This window comes from Microbacterium sp. LKL04 (genome assembly GCF_900102005.1).
GTDB lineage: Bacteria > Actinomycetota > Actinomycetes > Actinomycetales > Microbacteriaceae > Microbacterium.
Genome location: NZ_LT627736.1, coordinates 60181 through 79769 on the forward strand (window position 1 = coordinate 60181; position 19589 = coordinate 79769).

A 19589-nucleotide genomic window follows, 5' to 3' on the forward strand; every position below is an offset into this window, starting at 1 on the left:
CCTGGGATAGACGCCGTGCGCGAAGAGCACAGGCAGATGACCTCAACGCCTGGACAGAATCTGCTCTAAGCCGCGAGACGGGTTGGCGAGTCGTCCTCCATCTTGAGAACGTGAGCGATCGAACGATCCCCGATATCTACATTCGTTCGCACCCGCACGCCCGGATGCAATCGCGGGGAGTGCTCAACGACACTGACGAATTCGGGTTGCGGCCAGGCGCCCGCGCGTCGATCACTCTCCTCTATGGCGCGTCGCCACCGATGCTCCCTGGGGCCAAAGGCTCTAGCGCTCGCGTCGATGACCGGCTCTTCCTATTCTTCTCAGATTCGCGTGGCAGCCGCTGGGTCCGCGACGTACGTCGGAACCGGTACGTCGGTCGAATTCGCTCTAGGTTGCTGAAGGCGCGAATGGAACTTCGCGACGCGCGCACGCGGGCGAGTGTGACTCGAAGGCTGCAAGGCGCCTTCAGCCCAACTCCGCCTGCGCGCGAGAGCTAGCGATCGTCAGCGCACGGTCAGACTCCGTCACCGGGCATCGCCCGATTAGGGATGGTGATCGGCTAACAGCCGAAGGTCGCCGTCGACAGCATCGTTAACGACCCGGCCCTTTCCGGCGTCACGTCGGAGTCTTCCGACACCCCCCGAGGTGCCACGCGATCGCCGACGACCGCCGCAACGCGTGACCGACGCTATCGGCGTTCGCTCGTCGCGGCTGTGAGGAGAGCTAGCATCGCCCCGTTACATTGATTCAATGACATGGGAAGGACTAGCGCAGGCCAGTACGATTGTTACGCTTTCGGCGGGCTTGATTACCCTGCTGTCGGTCATCGCCTACGTCTGCACGCGCCCGAAGGCCGATCTGCGCCTGAATGAGCACGGTGTCGTCGGGGTACACAACACGGGCAGCAATCAGTCCATCAAGAACATCCGCCTGGGATGGCACATCCTGCGGGCGGACGGGACGGCTCACTCTGGCACCGGGGCGGACCCGTGGGGTCAGGACATCCCCCCGAGGACCGGACGGTGGATGTTCCTCCGCAGCTCTGATGATCCCAACGATCTCGGAATCGGGACGCACGACGGCTACACCAACGAGATCGTCTCCGCGGTCGGCGAGGGCATCATCATCGAGTTCTATTGGCAGCACCCGTTCGTTCCATGGTTGATCCAGCGCACGATCGTGCTTTCGGAGCCGACGCGCGACCTCGGTTCGCAGAAGGCGGTGAGACTCTCCCGCCGCAAAGGCAAGAAGGAATGGGCATGGCGAGTGCCCCGTCCAGGACAAGAGGCGTGACTTACCGCGCGAGCTGACGGGCGCCGCGTTCACGGCGTGGGACTGATCGAGGCCATTGCATGAGACCCTCGCGGTGTTCCTCGAAATCGTTGCGCATCAGCAGCGGTCGCGAGAGGACATGCACCAGAGCGTCGTAGATCGCAGTCGACGGCTCGCCAGCCGACCGGCCACTCCCGGCTGAGCCGAGATGCGCGCTTCGCAGCTTGACGCGCCGTTGCCCGTAAGGCGATGGGGGGCAGGCTCAAGCACGATTCGTCCCCCCGCGGGCGGTGCTCGGGTGATACGACGCGCGAGCTCTTGCGGCGGTTCTAGGAGCAGCGATACGTTCGGCGCCATGCCTGAGAACTTCTACGATGCAGAGGACGAGCGGTCCGCGTCGCTGTATGAGGTATTGGACGAACACTCCGCCCACACGGAGGTCCTGGCAAGCCGCATAGGTCAGCGGGTCGCACAAGTGGACAAGTGGTCGGGCGCATCAAACTTCGTGGTGGCAATTCTCGGCCTGATTCTGGTCGCCTCAGCACTCCTCCCGGGGAGCTTGCCGTCTGTCGCCTATGTCGTCGCGCTGATAGTCATCGTGACGCTGGTCATCTCGACGGCGATCTGGCGACTGACGACGTTGTCGCGACTCGAGCAGGAAGGCAGGCAAGCCGCGCGGGAACTGCGGACCCTGACAGCCGAGATTGCTGCTGCGCATGGGGGCTGACCCGAAGCGGAGAGCGAAGGCCGCTCGACAACGCGCGGAGTCCGCCGCCAAGCGCGCGGAAGACGCAGCCAAGCCAGAGGAGCGCGGGTTCCGGGGTTGGATCCGAACGACAACCGCGGCCGTCTTAGTCGCGACCTCGGCGGCCTTTGCCGCGCCCACGGTCGAAGTGGTTAGCGATGCGTTCACCCCTCCGCTGTTCGACTGCATCAGCATCAGTCAGGAGCTCCGTGACTCGGCTGAAGACGGCAGCAGTTACCTGCTACCGCTCGACGACCCGCGTGAAGTCGCATGCGGAATCAACGATGCAACGGTCAAGGATTTCCCGGAGCTACAGGATGATCTAGACGATATGAAGGAAGAGGCTGAAGCACAGTAGATCGGACGGCTCACCCGAGCAGCCGCTCTGTTGAACGCGGTGGACCTATCCTGCCCAGGACGTCCGTCAAACGCACACTGCCCGCAAAAGGATCCTCATCGCGCGCGGAGTCGGCGATGCGCTTCAGGCCGATGCTGGAGTATGCGCCATGCATTTGCGGTCGGCATCCAAGATGCAGGACCGCGCGCTTCTTGTCGGGCGGCTGTGCGCATGGATCAGAACGTTAGGGGTTCGAGTTCCTTCGGCACAGACTGTTTGTGACAGTCAGAGAAAAGCTCCGCTTCGGCGGGGCTGTTCTTGTTCTGGGAGCGTCAGGCGAGCAGCCAGCGACTGAGCCGCCGGACGACCTCCGGAGCGAGCGGCGACGCGTACGCCGCCGCGTCGTGGCCGAGCGCGCTGTAGGCGGCGCGGCATCCGTCGCTCTCGTGCGTCCAGGCGAGCGGGTGCGCGACGCCGTCGGCGTCGTCGTGCACGAGCAGAACGTCGGCTTCGGGAGAGACCCGCAGCGCCGAGTACGCCTCGTCCACGGTGTCGAGGTCGGCCAGATCCGCAACGGATGCCGAGAGGGCACGCACGCGCAGAGGGCCGCGCTCGGGGTGGAAGGTCACGTCGCGCACCCAGCGTCCGCCGAGACGCGCCTCCCACGCCGCGTGCTCCGGCAGCAACGTCGCCGCGACGTGCAGGACGAGCAGCGGTCCGCGGTACCCCGCGATGATCTCAGCGAGGCGTGCGTCGAGCGGATGCGGCGCGGTGCCGCCGCCAGCGTTGATCACGACCAGGTCCGCAGCGTCGATCCGCGCGGCGAGGTCGTCCAGCGTGTCGACGACCGTGACGTCACCGCCGTCCTCGCGAAGCACCTCGGCCACGATCGCACAGGTTTCGGCGAACGGATGCCACGGGTCGGCGTAATCCGCACCGCCCGAGAAGACGAGTACACGACGCATCCGCTTACTCTACGAGCGATCCCGCCGACCGTTCACTCCTAGTTAAGTTGTGCGCAACTCAATTGCATGCAACGATATTCATATGAGAGCGACTGACCAGATGGTGTGCTTTGGGGTGTACTCGGCCAGCCACGCCTTCGGCCAGGCGTATCGGCGCGTGCTCGCGCCGTGGAAGCTGACGTACCCGCAGTACCTCGTCATCGTCGCTCTCGGCGATCAGGAGCCCCGGTCGGTCAAGGAGTTGGGCGCAGAGCTCTTCCTCGACTCGGGCACCCTCTCGCCGCTCATCCGCCGCCTCGAGGCGCGCGGCATCGTCTCCCGTTCGCGCAGCCCTCACGACGACCGCGTCGTGGAGGTCTCGCTGACGGACGACGGCCGTGCGCTCCGCTCGGAGCTGTCCGTCGTCGGCGCGGAGATCGCGCGCTGCACCGGACTCGACGAGGAGAAGGCGCGGATGCTGCTCGACGTGGTCCACGACCTAAACCGCGTCATGCGTACCACCGACGAGGCAATCGCCTCCTGACCCGAAGGACATCATGGAAGCTCTCTACACCGCAGAAGCACTCGCTACCGGAGGCGGCCGTAACGGTCACGTCCGCACCGTCGACGGCCTCGTCGACACCGACGTGCGCGTCCCCAAGGAGATGGGCGGCGCCGGTGGCGCTCCGAACCCCGAGGTGTTCTTCGCCGCGGGCTACGCCGCGTGCTTCCACAGCGCCCTGCAGTCCGTCGCCCGCGCCCAGAAGGTGACCCTCGAGGACACCAGCGTCGGCTCGCGCGTCAGCATCGGCTCCAACGGCGAGGGTGGCTTCGGTCTCGCCGTCCAGCTCGAGGTCGTCATCCCGAACCTCCCGCACGACCAGGCGCAGGCGCTCGCCGACGCCGCACACCAGGTGTGCCCCTACTCGAACGCCACGCGCGGCAACATCGAGGTCACCGTCACGGTCGTCGAGGACTGACCTCCGCCTGACTCAGACGACAGGGCTCACGCGCAGCCAGCGGAAACCGCAGGCGGGCAGCGTGAGCCCTTCGTCGATTCCGACCTCGACACCCTCGACCAGGTCGAGAGCCACATGGGCGAAGCCCGACAGTGTCACCGCGGGGACGTGCGCCGGCTCTGCGCCGACGTTCGCGAGCACCAGCACGACGGTGCCGTTCCCGGGGCGCTGGTACCCGACGACGGATGCCGCGGGTACCCCGAAACCGACCAGGCGCGACCCGTCGAACTCCGGGGTCGTGTGCCGGACGGCGATGAGCTTCGTGAGGTCGCGGTGGATGCGGCCGGCCGAGGTGGCGGCATCCGTCCGCTGCGCGTAGCGATCGCGCGGCTTCTGACCTCGGTGCGTCCATCGCGGGTCGTCACGACGCTCCGGATCGTCGCGGAACGTCGGGTCGTTCAGCTGCCCGACCTCGTCGCCCAGCCACAGCATGGGTAGGCCCGGCACGCTCAGCACGAACGCGTGCGCGAGGGCCACGCGAGCTTCGCCGAGCGGGTCGCCGGCCTCCACCCCGGCGAGCGACGCGGTCGTCCCGGCCACGCCGTCCGCCGTCGGCAGGCCGCGGCCGAACGACGAGCCGTCCGTGTAGCGAGCGGTGAGCTCGGCGGCATCCGTCCGCCACACCACGGCGTCCGCATCCCGCACGGCGGCGACGTCGATACTGCCGTCACGTGCCTCGAGCGCGCGTTGCAGGGGCGTGGCGTCGCCTGTGGCGAGTGCGTGCCAGAGCGGAGCTGAACCGGGGGATGCCGGGAGCACATCGACCCCCGGTGCACCGATCGCCAGCACGGGGGCGATGACGTCCACCGTGTCGCGATCCGGGATCAGGAAGAACTCGACACCGCGCCCGGCGAGGAAGAGAAGGTCGTCGACGAGCCCGGCGAGATCATCGCGAACGGGGACGTCTACCGCGAGCGAGATCCCCGACAGCCGAAGCCGGCCCGCCAGGTCGGAGAGGCGGTCGATCGATCCGAGGCCGGGGTCGCCGCGACGGAGGTCGATCGTGCCGTCCTCCCGGCGGGCGAACGGTGACTGGACGTGCAGCACGCTCACGCCGAGGTCGCGGAGCGCGGGGATCTCGTCTCGGAGCCCGGCGAGGTTGCCGGCGTACCTGTCGGCGTAGCAGGCGGCGCCGAGGGCGAACCGCGAACTCGTGCGCACGGGGTTCGCGGCGCGCTGCTCGCCGTGCACCTTGAGGTCGAGGGAGCGACCGTTCGCGGCGACGACCGCCGCCGTCACGAGGTCGACGAGATCGGCAGACGATCCGCGTCGGGCCAGCGCCGCGCGCAGCCCGGGGACGTGCTGGCGGACCCGCTCGGCCGCGGCGTCGTCGATGCGGACGCGCTCCGCGACAGCGGACAGCGTCGCCGCGAGGTCATCCTCGACGGCCCCGATGGTGCTCATGCGGTGGACCTCCCGCCCCCAGCGTAGAGGGCGGGCCCCCGCCGCTCAGTCGGCGCGCGCCACCGTGCGGTCGAGGAACGCGTGGATCGTCGCGTGCAGTGCGGCGGTCGAGGCCGCGTCGATCGCTCCGGAGTGACCGCCCTCGATGGGCTCGAGGTAGTGCACCTCGGCATCCGTCTCGTCCGCCAGCCGTGCCGCCATCTTGCGCGCCTGCACGGGGCCGACCCGGTCGTCGCTCGCGGCCGCGTAGATGAGGGATGCCGGGTACCGCCGCCCGGGCTCGATCAGGTGATACGGCGAGAAGGTCTTCACGAACTCCCAGTCGGCCGGGTCGTCGGGGTCGCCGTACTCCGCGATCCAGCTGGCACCCGCCGACAGTCGCGTGTACCGCCGCATGTCGAGAAGAGGCACGCCGCAGACGATCGCGCCGAAGTCATCGGGGTACTGCGTCAGCATGTTGCCGACGAGCAGGCCACCGTTGCTGCGGCCGTGGCAGGCGATCCGGTCGGGGGTCGAGACGCCGCGGCTGACGAGGTCGCGCGCGACGGCGGCGAAGTCCTCGTACGCGCGGTGGCGGTTCTCGCGGAGGGCGGCCAGGTGCCATTCGGGTCCGAATTCGCCGCCGCCGCGGATGTTCGCGACGACGTAGACCCGGCCCTCTTCGAGCCAGGCGGGACCGACGATCGTCGGATACTCGGGCGTCAGCGCGTGCTCGAACCCGCCGTAGCCGTTCATAAGCACGGGAAGGGCGCCCGAGCGCTCGCGCGGGCCGACCTCGAAGTACGGCACACGAGTGCCGTCGGCCGACGTCGCCCAGTGCTGCTCGGCGACGAGTCCGGAGGCATCGAAGGTGGCGCGGCTGCGATCGACGACGCGCGGCTCCGCACCCGGCTCGAGGACGAGGAGCGTCGGGGGAGTGAGGAAGCCGCGAGCGACCACCCACAGCTCGTCGTCCTCGTCGTCGTCGGCGGTGGCGACACTCGCGCTGAAGAGGTCGGCGTCGCCGAGACCCAGCTCGATGTCGACACCGACGAGCGTCTCGGGGTCCAGCGACACGAGCCGGCTCTGCACGCGATCGAGGATCGTGAGGACGAGGCGGGTGCGGGTCCACGTCCACGCCTCGAGCACCGCGGTGTCGGACGGGGCGAACGCGACGCGGAGGCCCGACCCGTCGCCCTCCGTGACGGTCTCGAGCGGACCGATGAGGAGGGTGCCCGACGGATGCGTCGTGTCGCCGATGCGCCACGGGGTCGTGGTCCGGACGGTGACGAGGTCACCGTGCACGTCCACGTTCGCGTCCTGCGGGACGGCGATCAGACGCGGCTCGCCGCCGTCCCACACCCACGATTCGGAGTGGAAGAAGTCGTGCGCGATGACCACGATCGGCGTCGCCGCCCCGCCGGTGCGGTCGACGTGCGCGAACACGCCGACATCCGACGCGACACCCGTCACGATGGGCGGCGCGTCGTCGAGGGACTCGCCCCGTCGCCAGGCGCGGGCGCTGATGGGATACCCCGAGTCGGTCACGCCGCCGCCGTGCAGGGCGGTGGCGACAAGGAGGGTGTCGCGGTCGACCCACGCGATCATCGTCTTCTCGGCGTCGAGGGTGAACGGGGTGTCGTCGACGAAACGACCCGCGTCGAGGTCGAACTCGCGCACGACGGTGGCGTCGCCGCCGTCTGGGCTCAGCCGCACGAGCGCGCGGCCGCTGCCGGCAGGTCCGTGCGCCGCGCCCGCGAACGCCCACGCGACGCCCTCCTCGCGGCCGAGCGCGTCGACGTCGAGCAGCACCTCCCACGTGGGCTCACCCGCGGCGAAGGAGGCGCGGGATGTCCGGCGCCACAGGCCACGGGGGTTCGCGGCATCCCGCCACAGGTCGTACATGAGATCGCCGTGGCGGCTCGGGACGACGAGGCGATCGGGGTCCTGCAGGATGCCGGTCAGGCGGCGCTCGAGCGCGGTGCGGGTGTCGCCCGAGAAGGCCGCCTCGGTCTCGGCGGTCCGATCGGCCGCCCAGGCCCGGGCGTCGGGACCGTCGATGTCCTCCAACCAGAGGAACGGGTCGGCGGGCTCGGGGGCGGTCTCGGAGGCGCTCATGTCGCCAGCCTACGGCCGTCGCCGCCGGGGGCGTTCGCCGTCCGAGAACCGTTGGCACTCGATGGGGCAGAGTGCTAATCTGAGTGTACTTGAGCCGCTGGGGCTCAACTTTGAGACCACAACATCGAAGGAGAGAATCATGGCAACCTACGACCCGTTCCGTGACCTCGACCGCATCGCGTCGACCCTCTTCGACACGCGCCGCGGCCCGCGACGGATGCCGATGGACCTGTACCGCGACGGCGACCACTACGTCCTGAATGCCGACCTGCCGGGCATCGACCCGGGCTCGGTCGACATCGACGTCGACGGCCAGCTGCTTACCATCCGCGCCGAGCGCACGGTGGGCGCTGCCGACGGGGTGAAGTGGATCACGCGCGAGCGCGAGACCGCGAGCTTCCTGCGCCAGTTGAACCTCGGCCAGGGCATCGACACCGACGCCATCACCGCGACCTACAACAACGGCGTCCTGACCGTCACGATCCCGGTGAGCGAGAAGGCCAAGCCGCGCAAGGTCGAGGTCGTCGCTGAGGGGTCGGCCCCGACCATCGCGAGCCACGAGAGCGAGCCGCAGCCGATCGACCAGTGATCGGCGGAGCGCTCCCGCTCTGACGAATCGCCCCGCATCCCGTGTCGGATGCGGGGCGATTCGTCTGCGGTCACACTCCGCGCAGACGCGCCGTCAGCTTCTCGAGCTGGGCGAGTTCGTCGTCGGTGAGCACCGACATCCGCTCGGCGATCGTTCGGCCATGAGCAGTGGCCATGCGGCGGAACGTCGCCGCGCCCTTCTCTGTGGCGCGCAGGATCGCGCCGCGACCGTCTTGGGGGTCCGGGCATTTGGCGACGAGACCCCGAGCTACCATCCGATCCACGAGGCGGGACACGCTGGGCTGGCTGATCAGCATGTTCGCGGTGACGTCGCGAAGTCGCGCCGTGTGCTCGTCGCATCGGGTCACGGTGAGGAGGACGTCGTACTCCGCGCTGGAGAGGTCGTCGTCGTCGAAGTCCTGTGAGATCTCGGCCAAAACCTCGTGCTGCGCGCGGAAGAGGCTCTCCCATGCCGCGATGGCGAGGCGTCGATCGGTCATGGCGTCCACTGTATCGTCGCGTGCCCGCACGACGAGCGCGGTTCGTCGCTTCGTGGTCACCCGGACGTCACGCGCCGTTCCCGCGTTCAGGAAAGCATTCTGGCTCACCCGATGGAAGCGAGGCGCGCCCGTGAGCGTGATGAGACAGACAAGACGACGAGGCACTCGTGCCGGGATGGCGATGGGTGGACTCGGCGTCCTCGTCGCCTGCACCCTGACCGCCGGACCCGCGTTCGCGGCCGCCGGCTTCACCGAGGAGCAGAAGACGGCGACCTACGCGTCGGACGCCGCCGCGTCGACCGGTGACGCGAAGGCGCCCAGTGCCGACAACTGGTCGGTCCGCATGATGGACGTCTTCGACGGCCTCCGCATCGATCGCGGCCCGGCGGGCAACGCGGCCGTCATGGACTACAACGACGCGCTGACGAGCGAGATCAACCGGACCGCATCCGATGCCCAGGTTCAGCGGGCCATCGTCGACCAGTACGACGACATGTCCGTCAGCATGGGCGATGCCTTCGGTGAGAACCTCGGGGCGATCTACGCCGACGCGGTGGCCGCGGGCGAGCTGCCCAAGCTCACGTGGCTCCTCAGCAAGGCAGGCGGCAAGCTCGGCTCGACGTCATCGAGCAATCCGCCGAAGAACTTCTTCGACTACGACCGGCCGTACCTCCGCCTCGACACGACGAAGGACCTCGTCTACCGAGACAAAGAAGGCGGCGACGCGTGGGGTTCCACGAGCGGCTCCTTCCCCTCCGGCCACACGTCGCAGGCGTACTGGCAGGGAACGGCGCTCGCCGAGATGCTGCCCGAGCTCGCACCGCAGATCCTGGCCCGCACCGCCGAGGCCGGGAACAACCGCATCGTGATGGGGGCGCACTACCCGCTCGACGTCATCAGCGGGCGGATGATGGGCCAGAAGATCATCGCGCTCCGTCTCGCCGATCCCGCGATGCGGTCGTTGGTGGGCGAAGCCGCCGAGGAGTTGCGCGGCGTCCTCGAGCGCGGCTGTGGTGACACACTCGCGAACTGCATCGAGAAGGACGTCCCGTACCTGACGACCGACAAGGCGCTCGCCTATTACCAGGAGCACCTGGGCTACGGATTCCCGGCCACCGGCCCGAAGGGGGTTCCCGTCGTGGTGCCCGACGGCGCGGAGGAGCTGCTCGTCTCGGCTCACCCGGGATTGACGCCGGAACAGCGCCGTCAGGTGCTCGCGCTGACCGCGGTCGACTCGGGCAACCCGCTCGACGTCGGTGAGCAGGAGAGCTGGCAGCGGATGAACCTCGCCGCCGCGATGGCGGCCGAGGTGACCGTGCGCTCCGACGGCTCCGTCGTGATCGGCAACGGCGGTAGCGAGCCCACTCCGGATCCGGAGCCGACGCCCGACCCCGAGCCGACCCCGGACCCCGAGCCCACGCCCGACCCCGAGCCGACGCCGGCCCCGCAGCCGACCCCCGCTCCGCAGCCCACTCCGCCCGCAACCGGCGGCGCACCGAGCGCGCCCGCCGTGAACGGTGACGACCTGCCTGCCGCGGCGGAGGGGACGATCCAGGCATCCGTCCGTGGTGACCGGATCGTCGTCTCCGGACTCACGGCAGGGCAGACGTACTACGGCTTCATCTACTCGACTCCGACGTCCCTCGGACAGTCGACGGCGGATGCCGCGGGTTCCGCCACCTTTGCCCTGCCGAGCGGCCTCGAGGCGGGGACGCATCGCGTCGCCGTGGTCGATGCAGCCGGAGACCTCATCGGCTGGGCTGCGGTCACGATCGGCCGCGGCCAGGCCGCCGCGATCGGCGATGAGGAATTGGCCGCGGCCGGCGGTCAGAGTGCGCCGCTGTGGATCGCGGGAAGCGCCGGGACGGCTCTGCTCGCCCTTGGCATCGTCCTGACGATGCGACGTCGCCGGAGCGGCATCGTCTGACTCGTCACGCAGTAAGGGCCGGCTGGAGAGGCATCCAGCCGGCCCTTGTCCCTTTGCACCAAGAGTGTCCTGCAATCACATGTCGGTAGCTGCCACAGCAAAACAACTACCTGGCAATGACTGTATAACGACGAGATAACGGTGGCAAGGGATTCCTGTTATCAATCTGTGATGAGCGAGCTTGGTGTGCGCTGCTGCCCGATGGCCCACACGTACGGCACCGGGGTGCCGTTGATCGCCCAGTCCCCGACGATGCGCTGTTTGAAGATGACCGGGTTGTGGGACGACACGGCCCGAGCGTTCCGCCAGAACCGATCGAGGCGCTTCGTCTCGGAGACGGCGGACGCGCTCAGCGCATTGAGGACCGTGCTCGTCGCCTCGAGGGAAAGGGGCGTGAGGACGATCTGTCCCTGGGCCGACTCGAGCTCGGCGCGCTGATTGGCGCGTTCCTCGGCCTCGGCGTCGCCCGCGAAGCGTGCGAGGTAGGCGGCCTGCGCGGATTCGGCTGCCCGCACCGCGACTGCCCGGGCCGCGAACCCCTGCGCGGTCGCGACCCCGACGGTCTGCTGCACGAGCGGATCCTCCGACCACGTTCCGGCGGAGCCATGGCTGAAGACACGCGTGCGGGCGCGGGCGTGTGCCGCGACCTCCCGCGCCGCGCCCGCGACGAGGCCGGCCTGCGTGGCGAGGTGGACGAGCTGGTAGAAGGCCGTCTGGTAGCGGAAGCGTTCGGAGAAGACGGTGATGTCCTCGGGATCGACGCGGGCGTCCTCGAGGATCGTCGTGCCGCTGCCGGTCGTGCGCTGCCCGAAGCCGTCCCAGTCGTCGTGGACGGTCACGCCGGGTTGATCGGCGCGCACGATCGCGATCACGGGGACGCCGTCGTGCTCTGCGTACACGTCGAGCCAGTCGGCGAAGATGCTCCCGGTGCTGTAGAACTTGGTGCCGTTGACGACGAGGTCGTCGCCGCGACGGGTGACCTTCGTGTTGACGTCGCCGACCTTCACCTCGCCGATCTCGGTCCAGGCGTTCCCGGCGATCTCGCCCGAGACGAAGCGCGTGAACCAGGCCGACTGGTCGACGGTCGCGTGCTGGTTGAGGCGGTCCTCGACGTAGGCGAAGTGGCCCCGCAGCGCCTGCGGGATGTTGGAGTCGGCGGCAGCGAGCTCGGTGAGCAGCTCGATCAGCTGGGGGAGGGATGCCCCTGACCCGCCGTACGCACGCGGCACACGTACGGCGCCGAACCCGGCATCGGTGAGCAGCCGGATCTCCTCGTGCGGCAGTCGACGGTCGTTCTCGCGGTCCACCGCGCTGTCGGCGATCTGCGCGAACAACGGCCGGAACCGCGCCGCGAGCGTCTCGTAGTCGGTGCCGAGCGAGAGCCCGTCGTGGAGTGCGGGGTCGGGATGCCGGGTCATGTCGTCGCCTCTCAGCAGTGGGTCGTGGTCGTCGCACCCTTGCTACTCGCCGAATCCGCGCGGGGCGCGTTTGTGACGCGAATCGCGGCATCCCGTCGTCACGGGCCGACACACACCGTCACGCCTCGACACACGCGTTCACATCGATTGACACTGCCCGGCGCCCGGGCGGAAGGTTCCGGGGAACCCATCCGATCGCGTCGCCCGACCGCGTCGCCAGCCCACGGAGAACACCATGACCGAGCAGACATCCTCGTTCGACCAGGCCTCGTCCCACGAGCCGCTGAAGTTCGCGTACTGGGTGCCCAACGTCAGCGGCGGCCTCGTGGTCTCGAACATCGAGCAGCGGACGTCCTGGGACTACGACTACAACGTGAAGCTCGCTCAGACGGCCGAGCGCGTCGGGTTCGAGTACGCCCTGAGCCAGGTGCGCTACCTGTCGAGCTACGGCGCTGCTCAGCAGCACGAGTCGACGTCGATCAGCCTGGCTCTGCTGCTCGCGACCGAGAAGCTGAAGGTCATCGCCGCCGTCCACCCGGGGCTCTGGGAGCCGGCGGTGCTCGCGAAGTTCATCCTCACCGCCGACCAGTTCTCGAAGGGGCGTGCGGCGGTCAACGTCGTCTCGGGCTGGTTCAAGGACGAGTACACGAAGCTCGGCCTCCCGTGGCTCGAGCACGACGAGCGCTACCGCCGGTCCGCCGAGTTCATCGAGGTGCTGCGAAAGCTCTGGACTGAGGAGAACGTGCAGTTCCACGGCGACTTCTATCGCGTGAACGACTTCACGCTGCGCCCCGGCCCCTACCCGGTGCCCGGCCGCCCGCATCCGGACATCTTCCAGGGCGGCAACTCGACGGCCGCGCGCTTCAATGGCGGCGCTCATGCCGACTGGTACTTCTCGAACGGCAAGGACTTCGACGGGTTCACCGAGCAGTACGACGACGTCACCCGGGTCGCCGCTGAGCACGGGCGCACCGTGCGGTTCGGTCTGAACGGGTTCGCGATCGTCCGCGACACTGAGGCGGAAGCACGTGAGCAACTGCGCGAGATCATCGCGCAGGCCGATCCGGCGTCCGTCGAAGGCTTCCGCAAGTCGGTGCAGCAGGCCGGGGCATCCACTGCGGACCGCAAGGGGATGTGGGCCGACTCCTCGTTCGAGGACCTCGTGCAGTACAACGACGGCTTCCGCACCCAGCTGTTCGGTCCGCCCGAGCAGGTCGCCGAGCGCATCATCGCCTACAAGAAGCGCGGGGTGGACCTGTTCCTGCTCGGCTTCCTGCACTTCCAGGAGGAGCTCGAGGCGTTCGGCGAGAAGGTCATCCCGATCGTTCGCGAGCTGGAGGCCGACCTCGCCCGCACCGGCGACCCGATCGGCGTCGCCCGCTGATCAGGGGCGGATGAGGACCTTCAGCGCTTCCCTCGAATCCATCAGGCGGTAGCCCTCGGCGATGTCGTCGAGGGGGAGCTCGCGGTCGAAGACCTTGCCCGGCTCGATGGTGCCGTCGAGCACCTGGGGGATGGCGCCCTCGAGGTAGGCGCGGACGGTGGCCGGCCCGCCGGTGAGGGTCGCGTTCTTGCCGAACAGCGAGGTGAACCCGACCGCGGCATCCTCGTACTGGGGGACGCCGACGCGCGAGATGACGCCGCCGGGGCGGACGATGCCGTAAGCCTGCTCGTATGCCGGCATGTGGCCGACCGCCTCGAGGACGACATGGGCGCCCTCGCCGCCGGTGATCTCGAGCACCTTCGCGACGCCGTCCTCGCCGCGCTCGGCGACGACGTGTGTCGCCCCGAACTCGCGGCCGAGGTCGGTGCGGGCGGTGTGCCGGCCCATCAGGATGATGGTCTCGGCGCCGAGCTGCCGCGCAGCCAGCACGGCGGAGAGGCCCACCGCTCCGTCGCCGATCACCGCGACGGTCTTGCCCGTCTCGACGCCGCCGCGGATAGCCGCGTGGTAGCCGGTGAGGTAGACGTCGGACAGCGTCAGCAGCGACGGCATGAGCGCCTCGTCGGTGCCGGCCGGGATGGCGACGGCGGTGCCGTCGGCGTACGGCACCCGCAGCTTCTCGGCTTGGGTGGCGGATGCGGCGCCGTCGAAGAAGCCCCCATGGATGCAGGAGGTCGTGATCCCGTCGTGGCAGAACGTGCAGGTGCCGTCGGACCAGGCGAAGGGGACGATGACGGTGTCGCCGACCCGGAGGGTCGTCACGTCCTCGCCGATCCGCTCCACCACGCCGACGGCCTCGTGCCCCATGCGGCGTCCCTCGGGGGTGTCCTCGAGGTCGTGATACGGGTGCAGGTCGGAGCCGCAGACGCACGCGTAGGTGACGCGGATGATCGCGTCCGTGGGCGCTTCGAGGGTGGGCTCGGGTACGTCGATGACGCGGACGTCGCCCGCGGAGTACATGAGGGTTGCGCGCATGACTTCTGTTCCTTGTCTCAGTGGTCAGTCGATGATCTCGACGGTGACGGGTCCGCCCACGAGGAGCGCCAGTTGTTCTTCGGTGGCGTCGTAGGTGCCGATGTGGAGCGTGTCGTCGGAGTACTCGATCCCGGAGGCGTCGTAGTAGAACCCGAGGTTCCCCCAGGGCGAGTAGTAGATGAGGTCGCCGTCCTCCGGGTCGGAGCCCGGTGATCCCTGCCAGGCGAGTTCGCGGGGCAGGGAGGCGATCTTCTCCCGGCTGTTCAGGTCCTCGAACGACAGCTCGGCCGGGAGGAGGGATAGGAGATCGCGCACCGCCGGGCTGTCCTCGCCGATCGTGACGTCGATCGTGGTGCGGTCGGACGAGAACCGGATGCGCGTCCCCACGACCTCCGCCGGAACGGATGCCGAGGCCGAGGGCGCGTCCGGGCGGGTCGCCGCGGGCTGCGGAGTGGGTTCGGCGGCGCAGCCGCCCAGCAGGGCCACGCCGAGCAGCCCGAAGCCGACAGCTGCCCTGCGGCGCGGCATCCGTCCGCGGGGGTCGCCGATCACGAGGCGCTCCCGACCTGCGGGGAGCGGACCGCCGATGCGGTGCGTCCGCGGGCGAGGAACAGGAAGGAGGCGCCCGCGAGGAGGACGGAGACCGTTGTGACGATGCCGAGCGGCAGGATGCTGAGGGCACCGGCGACCCCGACCAGCGGAGCCGCGATCCCCCCGAACCCGAACCTCACCATCCCGAGGAGGGATGAGGCCGTGCCCGCCATCCGCGGATAGTCGGCGAGGGCGAGGGTCGTCGCCGGGGGAGACGAGATCGCGACCCCGCCCGCCAGGAGGAACAGCGACACGATGACGACCCACAGGGGAAGGGCGGTGAGGCCGGCGACGAGGAGTCCGATCGCGCCGACACCTGACGTCAGGACGCCGGCGGTCAGGGTGCCGGGAATGCTCCACCGCTCGGCGGAGCGCCCGGCGAGGTGTCCCAGGGTCATGAAGCCCGCCGAGTTCAGCCCGAAAGCGAGCGCGTAGCCGAGCGGGGACAGCCCGTAGACGTCCTGCAGGACGAAGGTCGATCCGGCGAGGTAGGCGAACAGGGCGGCGTAGAGGAACCCCTGGTTCAGGACGGCCCCGACGAATGCCCGGTCCCGCAGGAGCGTCCGGAAGTCGGCGACGGTGTGCGCGAAGCCGCCGGCGGTCCGCTCCTCGGGTGCCAGCGTCTCGGGGAACATCCTTAGCGTGACGACCAGGATGGCCGCCCCGATCGCGGCGAGGAAGACGAACAGGCCGCGCCAGTCCGTGACCGCGTCGAGGAGTCCGCCGAGGAGGGGCCCGATGATCGCGGCGAGGCCGCCGACGACCGTCAGGCGCCCGTAGAACCGGATCAACGCGCCGCCCGTGTACACATCGCGGCCCGCGGCCTGCGAGATGACGATGCCGACCCCGCCGGCCAGCCCCTGCACGAACCGGGCCGCGATCAGCAGTTCGACCGTTGGGCTCAGCGCGCACACCGCCGACATCAGGATGTACGCGGCGATGCCGACGAGCAGGATGCCGCGGCGTCCGAACCGGTCCGAGAGGGGGCCCGCGATCAGCTGGCCGGCGGCGAGCCCGATCAGGCAGGCGGTGACGGTGAGCTGAGCCACGGAGGTGACGGCGTCGAGCTCCGCCGTCAGCGCGGGGAGGGCCGGGAGGTAGAGGTCCATCGAGATCGGGCCGAACACGGTCAGCAGCAGGAGCAGGGTCGGCAGCGCCCTCCGGGAGCCGGTGCGTTGCGTGAGAGCGGATGCGGTCATGTCCTTCAGCGTCGTCGCGCTCGGGCGCGGGCGGGAGTCCCTGCCGGAAGGTGTACCGAGAGGGCATCCCTGATCCGGCTCGGCCGATCTAGCCTGTGGGCATGGACAATCGAGCTGAGGTCCGTGAGTTCCTCATGACGCGTCGGGCACGCGTGACGCCGGATGCGGCGGGGATCTCCGCGGGACCGGGCCGAAGGGTCGAGGGGCTCCGGCGCAGCGAGGTCGCTGCCCTCGCCGGCGTGAGCGTGGAGTACTACGCCAAGCTCGAACGGGGAGCGATCGCGGGCGCGTCCGGTGCGGTGCTGGAGTCCCTGTCCCGCGCCTTGCAACTCTCCGACGCCGAGCACGCGCACCTTCTCGACCTCGCACGCAACGCCGACGGGATTCCCGCCTCGGGGCGCCACCGTCGTCGCGCCTCGAAGTCGGGGCCGGTCCGTCCGAGCCTCGAGTGGGCGCTGTCGTCGATCACGGATGCGGTGGCCGTCGTGCGCGACCAGCGTCAGGACCTGATCGCGTTCAACGATCTCGGCCGAGCCTTCTACTCGCCTCTCATCGGTGACGGCGGACGCGTCCCGAACTTCGCACGCTTCCAGTTCCTCGATCCCGTCGCGCGGGACTTCTATCCGGACTGGGATCTGTTCGCGGACATGTGCGTCGCCGTCATCCGCGCGGAGGCCGGCCGCGACCCGCACGACAAGGGCATCCAGGATCTCGTCGGCGAACTGTCGACCCGCAGCGACGAGTTCCGGAAGCTGTGGGCCGCCCACAACGTCCGGGCCCACGGTTCCGGGAAGAAGCGCTTCCGGCATCCCGCGGTCGGCGAACTCACCCTCGTGTACGAGGAGCTCGCCGTCACCGCCGAGCCCGGTCGTGTCCTGTTGATCTACAGCGCCGAGCCCGGCTCACCCTCGGCGGAGCGGTTGGGGCTGCTCGGGTCGTTGGCGGCGGACGATCGCTCCCGCGTCAGCCCGCCGGCGGGCTGACGCGGGAGTTCGATCAGCTCCGGTACACCTGCACGACGGACGGCCGCGGCGCGTTCGGGATGTCGCCGCGTCGCGTCGAACCGTAGTCGGGGAACAGCGACGTCGGCGCCGCGACGGTGCCGTTCTCGCCGGGATGCTGCACCGCGACGAACACGAGCTTCTCGCGCGCGTGGATCACGGGCCCGCACGTCTCAGCCTCGCGGGGGACGGCGAGGAACTGCTGCACGCGTCCGCGCTCCCGACCGGTGAGCGGGACCCGGAACAGGCCGTCGTTGAACCCGATGGTGCTGGGGGCGCCATCGGTCGAGATCCAGAGGTTGCCGTCCTCGTCGAACGCGAGGTTGTCGGGGCACGAGATCGGCGACACCTTGTCCTTGGGATAACCCGCGAAGTAGGTGCTCGGGTCGGACGGGTTGCCGCACTGCAGCAGGATGCTCCAGCCGAAGGAGGTTCCCGCCTGCCCGCGGCGCTCGGTCATCTCGAGCACGTGGCCGAACCGGTTGCCCGTGCGTGGGTTAGCCTCATCCACCATCGAGGTCTTGCCACGGTCGGAGTTGTTGGTGAGGGCGACGTAGATCTTGCCGGTGCGCAGGCTCGGCTGCACGTCCTCGGGGCGGTCCATCTTCGTCGCACCCATCTTGTCGGCGGCGAGGCGCGTGTAGACGAGGACCTCTTCGGTCGTCATGCCCGGGACGACGCTCCGGCCGTGGCGGGTGAGCGCGATCCACTCGCCGGATCCGTCGAAGGCGCCGTCGGCGGGCAGCTTCCCTGAGCCGTCGATCTGCGAGGCGGGGGAGTCGCCGCGGAAGCGTGCGACGTACAGGTCGCCCTCCGAGAGCAGCGTCATGTTCTTCTTGCGAGACGAGCTGATGCGGTTCTTCGAGACGAACTTGTAGAGGTAGTCGTTGCGCTCGTCGTCACCCATGTAGGCGACGACGCGACGGTCCTCGGCGACGATGACGTTCGCACCCTCGTGCTTGAAGCGGCCCATCGCGGTGTGCTTCTTCGGCGTCGAGGTGGGGTCCTCGGGGTCGATCTCGACGATGTAGCCGAAGCGGTTGGGCTCGTTGACGTATCCCGGGTCGAAGGAGTTGAACCGGGGGTCGTACGCCTCCCACCCGGTCGAGGTCGTCCGCGAGGCGCTCGCCTGGTAGCGCTTCTGCCCGGCGGTGTCGGCGGCCCACGCGAAGTAGCCGTTGAAGTTCTCCTCACCCGAGAGGATCGTGCCCCACGGCGTGGTGCCGCCCGCGCAGTTGCCTAGCGTTCCCTTGACCCATCGGCCCTCGGGGTCTGCGGCCGTCTTCACGAGGTCCGATCCTGCGGCGGGTCCGGTCAGCTCGAACACCGTCTCGACGGTGATCCGTCGGTTGCGTCGCCCGTCGACCACGTAGCGCCACGGAGCGCCGCGCCGGCGTCGCTTGATCTCGACGACCGACATGCCCTGGGCGGCCTTGTAGACCTCGCCGCGGCGGCGGAGCTCGGCGGCATCCGTCGACGGCGGGAACATGATGTTCGGGTTCACGTACTCGTGGTTGTTGACGAGCACGCCCGTCTTGCCGCTGCGGTCGGCGAGGATGTCGAGGTAGTCGCAGTTGTACCCGAACTGCCGCTCCTGCGCGGCACGGCTCTGCGCCTCGAGCGAAAACCTCGGCGCGTCCGAGAACAGCGGGTCGCCCCAGCGGATGATCGGGGACCACGTGTAGCCCTTGGGAACCGTGAGCGCGTCGACGGATGCCGGGACGGGAGCGATCGGCTGGAACGGCAGGCTGTGGTGATTCCAGCCCCAGTGGGACTCGACCGCCCCGCCCGTCGTGGCGGCGGATGCGGCCTGGGGGGTGAGGATGCCGACCGCGTCCGTCGCGACCACGACGGCGCCCGCGGCCGCGGCGCCGATGAGCATGCGGCGCGAGAGAGCGAGCTCGGCGATGCTGCGGAACGTCGGGTTGTCCGACCCGTTGCATTCGGGGCCGAGGCACGCGTTCGCGCACTTGAACTGGCAGGTCACGGCGGAGCGCTTTCCGACGGCGTGAGCCGCGAGGGGAAGCGTCGTGCGGGTGGTGGGGGGTTCCACAGTGGTCACAGGGGGGTCCTCTCGTGCAGATCGGTTCCAGGATCCGTCGGCGTTCCTGCGACGGGGTGAATCACC

18 protein-coding genes are annotated in these 19589 nt (G+C 69.2%); 9 read left to right on the plus strand and 9 right to left on the minus strand.

Translation table 11 applies throughout. The features are described 5' to 3' along the window. Window positions 1-750: 750 nt before the first annotated feature. The 3 genes from BLP38_RS00310 to BLP38_RS00320 all read left to right on the plus strand — a co-directional run bounded on the left by BLP38_RS00310 (window position 751) and on the right by BLP38_RS00320 (window position 2375). Complete coding sequence (locus tag BLP38_RS00310) at window positions 751-1293, plus strand: hypothetical protein (RefSeq protein WP_157681056.1); 543 nt, start codon at window positions 751-753, stop codon at window positions 1291-1293. Between the two features lie 334 nt (window positions 1294-1627). After that, window positions 1628-1999, plus strand: coding sequence for a hypothetical protein (locus tag BLP38_RS00315; protein WP_091351688.1), 372 nt, complete (start codon window positions 1628-1630; stop codon window positions 1997-1999). Further along, window positions 1989-2375, plus strand: a complete 387-nt coding sequence (locus BLP38_RS00320) for a hypothetical protein (protein WP_091351689.1) — start codon at window positions 1989-1991, stop codon at window positions 2373-2375. Before BLP38_RS00315 ends, BLP38_RS00320 begins: the two co-directional genes overlap by 11 nt. Window positions 2376-2686: 311 nt before the next feature. Here the strand turns inward: BLP38_RS00320 and BLP38_RS00325 are convergent, their stop codons facing one another. Further along, a complete protein-coding gene (locus BLP38_RS00325) occupies window positions 2687-3319 on the minus strand; it encodes a ThuA domain-containing protein (protein WP_091351690.1) in 633 nt (210 codons plus the stop codon). A 100-nt stretch (window positions 3320-3419) separates the two neighbouring features. On the opposite strand from BLP38_RS00325, the gene BLP38_RS00330 reads away from it, so the two are divergent. Together BLP38_RS00330 and BLP38_RS00335 are read left to right on the plus strand one after the other, a co-directional pair. Continuing rightward, window positions 3420-3842, plus strand: coding sequence for a MarR family winged helix-turn-helix transcriptional regulator (locus tag BLP38_RS00330; protein ID WP_020097976.1), 423 nt, complete (start codon window positions 3420-3422; stop codon window positions 3840-3842). 13 nt (window positions 3843-3855) lie between these two features. After that, window positions 3856-4278, plus strand: a complete 423-nt coding sequence (locus BLP38_RS00335; protein ID WP_020097977.1) for an organic hydroperoxide resistance protein — start codon at window positions 3856-3858, stop codon at window positions 4276-4278. 12 nt (window positions 4279-4290) lie between these two features. Here the strand turns inward: BLP38_RS00335 and BLP38_RS00340 are convergent, their stop codons facing one another. Then, complete coding sequence (locus BLP38_RS00340) at window positions 4291-5721, minus strand: DUF3459 domain-containing protein (protein WP_091351691.1); 1431 nt, start codon at window positions 5719-5721, stop codon at window positions 4291-4293. A gap of 45 nt (window positions 5722-5766) precedes the next feature. Continuing rightward, a complete protein-coding gene (locus tag BLP38_RS00345; RefSeq protein WP_091351692.1) occupies window positions 5767-7818 on the minus strand; it encodes a prolyl oligopeptidase family serine peptidase in 2052 nt (683 codons plus the stop codon). Window positions 7819-7957: 139 nt separating this feature from the next. Here BLP38_RS00345 and BLP38_RS00350 point away from each other — a divergent pair, with 139 nt between their 5' ends. Then, window positions 7958-8407: an Hsp20/alpha crystallin family protein gene (locus tag BLP38_RS00350; protein ID WP_091351693.1), complete on the plus strand. Its 450-nt coding sequence runs from the start codon at window positions 7958-7960 to the stop codon at window positions 8405-8407. A gap of 70 nt (window positions 8408-8477) precedes the next feature. Here BLP38_RS00350 and BLP38_RS00355 read toward each other — a convergent pair whose 3' ends face one another. Then, window positions 8478-8906 (minus strand): MarR family winged helix-turn-helix transcriptional regulator, encoded by a 429-nt coding sequence (locus tag BLP38_RS00355; RefSeq protein WP_091359351.1) that lies wholly within the window; start codon window positions 8904-8906, stop codon window positions 8478-8480. Between the two features lie 175 nt (window positions 8907-9081). Between BLP38_RS00355 and BLP38_RS00360 the strand changes: the two genes are divergently transcribed. Then, the gene (locus tag BLP38_RS00360; RefSeq protein WP_231916528.1) at window positions 9082-10833 is read left to right on the plus strand and encodes an acid phosphatase; all 1752 of its coding nucleotides are present in this window, start codon (window positions 9082-9084) and stop codon (window positions 10831-10833) included. A gap of 161 nt (window positions 10834-10994) precedes the next feature. Here BLP38_RS00360 and BLP38_RS00365 read toward each other — a convergent pair whose 3' ends face one another. Continuing rightward, the gene (locus tag BLP38_RS00365) at window positions 10995-12251 is read right to left on the minus strand and encodes an acyl-CoA dehydrogenase family protein (RefSeq protein WP_091351694.1); all 1257 of its coding nucleotides are present in this window, start codon (window positions 12249-12251) and stop codon (window positions 10995-10997) included. Window positions 12252-12486: 235 nt separating this feature from the next. On the opposite strand from BLP38_RS00365, the gene sfnG reads away from it, so the two are divergent. Next, complete coding sequence (gene sfnG, locus BLP38_RS00370) at window positions 12487-13635, plus strand: dimethylsulfone monooxygenase SfnG (protein ID WP_091351695.1); 1149 nt, start codon at window positions 12487-12489, stop codon at window positions 13633-13635. Here the strand turns inward: sfnG and BLP38_RS00375 are convergent, their stop codons facing one another. From BLP38_RS00375 to BLP38_RS00385, 3 genes are read right to left on the minus strand one after another with little or no spacing between them, the layout of a single operon-like run. Then, window positions 13636-14670 carry a zinc-binding dehydrogenase gene (locus tag BLP38_RS00375; protein WP_091351696.1) on the minus strand — a complete coding sequence of 345 codons (1035 nt, stop codon included), beginning with the start codon at window positions 14668-14670 and terminating at the stop codon, window positions 13636-13638. Window positions 14671-14694: 24 nt separating this feature from the next. Then, complete coding sequence (locus BLP38_RS00380) at window positions 14695-15222, minus strand: cyclophilin-like fold protein (RefSeq protein ID WP_018185502.1); 528 nt, start codon at window positions 15220-15222, stop codon at window positions 14695-14697. Next, complete coding sequence (locus BLP38_RS00385) at window positions 15219-16460, minus strand: multidrug effflux MFS transporter (RefSeq protein ID WP_018185501.1); 1242 nt, start codon at window positions 16458-16460, stop codon at window positions 15219-15221. The genes BLP38_RS00380 and BLP38_RS00385 overlap by 4 nt, the downstream gene beginning before the upstream one ends. A 101-nt stretch (window positions 16461-16561) precedes the next feature. Between BLP38_RS00385 and BLP38_RS00390 the strand changes: the two genes are divergently transcribed. Beyond that, a complete protein-coding gene (locus BLP38_RS00390) occupies window positions 16562-17443 on the plus strand; it encodes a helix-turn-helix transcriptional regulator (RefSeq protein WP_091351697.1) in 882 nt (293 codons plus the stop codon). 13 nt (window positions 17444-17456) lie between these two features. Here the strand turns inward: BLP38_RS00390 and BLP38_RS00395 are convergent, their stop codons facing one another. Then, window positions 17457-19523 (minus strand): PhoX family protein, encoded by a 2067-nt coding sequence (locus tag BLP38_RS00395; RefSeq protein WP_091351698.1) that lies wholly within the window; start codon window positions 19521-19523, stop codon window positions 17457-17459. Window positions 19524-19589: the final 66 nt, after the last annotated feature.

Bases quoted from the DNA above. Each gene is read 5' to 3' on its own strand.
- BLP38_RS00335 (WP_020097977.1), top strand. From the start codon at position 3,856: ATGGAAGCTCTCTACACCGCAGAAGCACTCGCTACCGGAGGCGGCCGT.
- BLP38_RS00355 (WP_091359351.1), bottom strand. From the start codon at position 8,906: ATGACCGATCGACGCCTCGCCATCGCGGCATGGGAGAGCCTCTTCCGC.
- BLP38_RS00315 (WP_091351688.1), top strand. From the start codon at position 1,628: ATGCCTGAGAACTTCTACGATGCAGAGGACGAGCGGTCCGCGTCGCTG.
- BLP38_RS00360 (WP_231916528.1), top strand. From the start codon at position 9,082: ATGGCGATGGGTGGACTCGGCGTCCTCGTCGCCTGCACCCTGACCGCC.
- sfnG (WP_091351695.1), top strand. From the start codon at position 12,487: ATGACCGAGCAGACATCCTCGTTCGACCAGGCCTCGTCCCACGAGCCG.
- BLP38_RS00385 (WP_018185501.1), bottom strand. From the start codon at position 16,460: ATGACCGCATCCGCTCTCACGCAACGCACCGGCTCCCGGAGGGCGCTG.
- BLP38_RS00325 (WP_091351690.1), bottom strand. From the start codon at position 3,319: ATGCGTCGTGTACTCGTCTTCTCGGGCGGTGCGGATTACGCCGACCCG.
- BLP38_RS00310 (WP_157681056.1), top strand. From the start codon at position 751: ATGACATGGGAAGGACTAGCGCAGGCCAGTACGATTGTTACGCTTTCG.
- BLP38_RS00365 (WP_091351694.1), bottom strand. From the start codon at position 12,251: ATGACCCGGCATCCCGACCCCGCACTCCACGACGGGCTCTCGCTCGGC.
- BLP38_RS00375 (WP_091351696.1), bottom strand. From the start codon at position 14,670: ATGCGCGCAACCCTCATGTACTCCGCGGGCGACGTCCGCGTCATCGAC.
- BLP38_RS00390 (WP_091351697.1), top strand. From the start codon at position 16,562: ATGGACAATCGAGCTGAGGTCCGTGAGTTCCTCATGACGCGTCGGGCA.
- BLP38_RS00320 (WP_091351689.1), top strand. From the start codon at position 1,989: ATGGGGGCTGACCCGAAGCGGAGAGCGAAGGCCGCTCGACAACGCGCG.
- BLP38_RS00340 (WP_091351691.1), bottom strand. From the start codon at position 5,721: ATGAGCACCATCGGGGCCGTCGAGGATGACCTCGCGGCGACGCTGTCC.
- BLP38_RS00350 (WP_091351693.1), top strand. From the start codon at position 7,958: ATGGCAACCTACGACCCGTTCCGTGACCTCGACCGCATCGCGTCGACC.
- BLP38_RS00345 (WP_091351692.1), bottom strand. From the start codon at position 7,818: ATGAGCGCCTCCGAGACCGCCCCCGAGCCCGCCGACCCGTTCCTCTGG.
- BLP38_RS00330 (WP_020097976.1), top strand. From the start codon at position 3,420: ATGGTGTGCTTTGGGGTGTACTCGGCCAGCCACGCCTTCGGCCAGGCG.